This is a genomic window from Treponema sp. (genome assembly GCF_024696245.1).
GTDB lineage: Bacteria > Spirochaetota > Spirochaetia > Treponematales > Treponemataceae > Treponema_D.
In genome coordinates this window covers 1-2,977 of the sequence record NZ_JAILGZ010000139.1, presented here as the reverse complement: position 1 = coordinate 2,977, position 2,977 = coordinate 1, and the positions used below count along the sequence as shown (strand labels likewise).

The 2,977-nt window shown below is 37.6% G+C and carries 5 protein-coding genes; 4 read left to right on the top strand and 1 reads right to left on the bottom strand.

Annotation, left to right across the window (positions count from 1 at the left end):
* Window positions 1–329: 329 nt before the first annotated feature.
* From K6D58_RS09970 to K6D58_RS09955, 4 genes are all read left to right on the top strand, one after another.
* Window positions 330–530 carry a hypothetical protein gene (locus K6D58_RS09970; RefSeq protein ID WP_296830251.1) on the top strand — a complete coding sequence of 67 codons (201 nt, stop codon included), beginning with the start codon at window positions 330–332 and terminating at the stop codon, window positions 528–530.
* A gap of 16 nt (window positions 531–546) precedes the next feature.
* Window positions 547–963, top strand: a complete 417-nt coding sequence (locus tag K6D58_RS09965; RefSeq protein ID WP_296830249.1) for a hypothetical protein — start codon at window positions 547–549, stop codon at window positions 961–963.
* Between the two features lie 628 nt (window positions 964–1,591).
* A complete protein-coding gene (locus K6D58_RS09960) occupies window positions 1,592–1,852 on the top strand; it encodes a BrnT family toxin (protein ID WP_296830247.1) in 261 nt (86 codons plus the stop codon).
* A complete protein-coding gene (locus tag K6D58_RS09955; protein WP_296830246.1) occupies window positions 1,824–2,096 on the top strand; it encodes a BrnA antitoxin family protein in 273 nt (90 codons plus the stop codon). Before K6D58_RS09960 ends, K6D58_RS09955 begins: the two co-directional genes overlap by 29 nt.
* Before the next feature lie 59 nt (window positions 2,097–2,155).
* Here K6D58_RS09955 and K6D58_RS09950 read toward each other — a convergent pair.
* Window positions 2,156–2,977 (bottom strand): YARHG domain-containing protein (locus K6D58_RS09950; RefSeq protein WP_296830244.1); only part of this gene is annotated, 822 nt, incomplete at its 5' end.

Sequence of the window (2,977 nt, the reverse complement as noted above, 5' to 3'; positions counted from 1 at the left end):
TGCTGGGACATAGTGATGTGAGTACGACAATGATTTATACCCATGTATTGAACCGAGGCGCTGGTGGAGTAGTGAGCCCTTTGGACCGTCTGTGAGTTTACATGGACCCGTGTAAAATATATGGCAAACAACATAAATCTAAGTTAAAATTAAAATTATTCTATTTCCACCCCAGTTTACACTGACACTTTTTGCAGTGGGAAATGGTTACTGTGGATAGGGGGAATATTTGTTAGGTTGATGGCGCACTGCGCCACTTGCTGTTAGTAAGGAAAATCTTCCGGCAGATATTCTCCAGAAATATGGAAATAAAATCTAAGGAGGATTTTATGCCTAAAAAATCAGAAGTATATGAAAATTTAGATTCAAAACGGGTCGTAAAAGTTCAAATTCGACCTTATGATTCCGAAGGAAAATATGAGAACCTTGATGATGAAAACGGTACTTTGCAGGTAAAAAATGCAAGTGCAGAAGAGGTTATGAAAGTTGTTAGAACTGCCATATCGAAACATTTTGGAAGCAAGAATTGATTATGGAGATTTTAAGATGACAACATTAACAGTAAGTACAAAAGAAGAACTGGAAACAGCTGTAAAGAATAACACTGATAAAATTATCATAACAGGAGATTTAGCTCAGAAAATTATATCTGGGCAGAAGAAAAAGTCTGTAGCAAAAAAAATTGGGATAGGTAGCATGCTTGCAGGAGGAATTGCTGCAGGTATAGGAATGTTAGCAGCTCCAGTTACAGGGGGTGCTAGCGCGGTTGCAGGTGTGTCATACTTAGTTGCTACAACAGCAGGAGGAACTGCCGTTGCATTATCTACAGCTGAAGTTATTGCCGGAATTTTGGGAGTCTTGGGGGCTCTTGGAATAGCTGCTGGAGTTATTAACACAATTGCAAAAAACTATGATGTAAAGGTCTCTACAGATTCAACAACAGTTGAATGCACTCGGAAGTAAGAAAAAATATGAATCAAGCGGAGGTTAAGCCTTTGCTTGATAAATGGAGCAATAGTATATTGGAAAATGTAAGAATGCCGTTTCCATGGGAAAACATACCAAGAATATGTATAAATTGTGGTTATCGAGGATATGGAAAAAACATAAATTATACATTCTTCAAAAAATGTACAGCTATAAAATGTCCAAAGTGTGGTAAAAAGAAATTTATCAAAGACCCATATATTGTATTTTAGAGTTTTATAATAATATAAAACCTAACAAGAAGTTCAAAGCCGACAGCGGGTCAAGCCGGTTTGCGGTTTAACTGCGTTGTTAGGTTGATGGCGCACTGCGCCACTTATTGGTGATAAGGTAAATCTTCCGACAGATTTTCTCCAAAATGGAAATAAAATCGTAGGAGGATTTTATGGTTGGTCCAAAAACTTTTATTACTTGTCCCTGTTGTGGACAAGGCGTAACAATTCTTACAGGGACTATGTCTACTGGAAGTGGTAGTTTACCAGGTTCTTGTCCGAATTGCCATAAGATGGTAAGACTTGTTGTTCAGAATGGGAATCTTGTAGGCACAAAACCTGCTTGATTTTTTTCGATAAAACTTGTTACACAATAGGAAATTTTCTAAATTTTGCTGTTACGACGGAAAAAACATGGTTTCGGATTCGAGGAAATAGCGGATGTATTCGACGATCCATATTTTCTTGTCCGATATGACAAGAATCATTCTGTTGATGAAGAACGATGGAATGGAATCGGCTGTATAAACGGTCTTTTGGTTCTTGTAACAACTTTTACGGAGCGAGAGCGAACAAGAATTATTTCTGCCCAAAGAGCAGATAATGATTTGAAGGAGGTCTATTATGATTACATCAAAAAAATTAACGGCTGAACGTATTGCAGAAATTGAGAAAGTTCCAATTACTTATGATGACGATTCTCCAAAATTCTCGAAAGAAGAATTACAGGAATTTGTTCCGTATCATAAAGAATATTTTGACATTACTCCAAAAAAAGTACTTATCTCATTTAAAATTGATGCAGATATCCTTGCAGCAATGAAAGCTACAGGTAAAGGTTATCAGACAAGAATGAACAAGTGTCTCAGAGAAGCAGTTTTAGCAGGCAGATTTTAACCTGACACGAAGTTCAAAACGGATACCGCAGTTAAGCCGCATCCCCCGTTAAGCCCAGTTTACTTTTCTAATGCCTGGATTTTTTCTAGCAGAGCCTGGCGGTGAGGCGGGAGCTGAATCTGGGCAGAAGTTTTTCCTTCGTCTGTATACCACACCTGTTTGTCAAAATGTTTTGCAAGGTCTTCGCTCTTAAAATGTACTTCATAAAGTGCAAAGATTGTGTTGCGTAAAAGGCGCAGGTCTGCTTTGCTCAGTTTTGGAAGAACTTCGTTTACATACTTACCGTATTCATCATCTGTGTAGCCGTTGATTGCCATGGCGTAAAAGTCCGGGTCGCCCCAGGTGCGGCGGATGCGGAATACTTCGGTGTATTCTTCGCCTGCTATGTAGTAGTAGATGTTACCGCCGAAACCTACGTACCAGCTGGTAGAATATTCAGGTCTTGTTTCCTGATAATCTCCTTTACTACCAAGAATTTTGGAATAATTATTCAAATCAGTTAATAAAACAATTCTGTTTCCATTTACATCTGCACAAACAAAATTTGAATTATCTTCTGTTCCTTCGTCAAAACGTATCCCCCAATCATTTTTATAATTACCCCACCAGTCAAAATCAATTTGATAAGCATTTCCTTGCATATCATATTGAATTAATCCATTAAGAATTAAACCACTTTTACCAAGAACTTTCTTCATCTTACCTGAAGTTGAATAATATCTCTTTCCCCATACTAAAATTTCTGCATTTTCAAGTAAGTCTTTTATACCAAGCTCTTCTGCACGCGAAAGACTTTCTTCATATTTATCTGAATCATACTGCTTGAGATATTCTACTGCTTCTTTGTTTGTATAGATTTTTCCTTCTGTGTCTACTGCTCC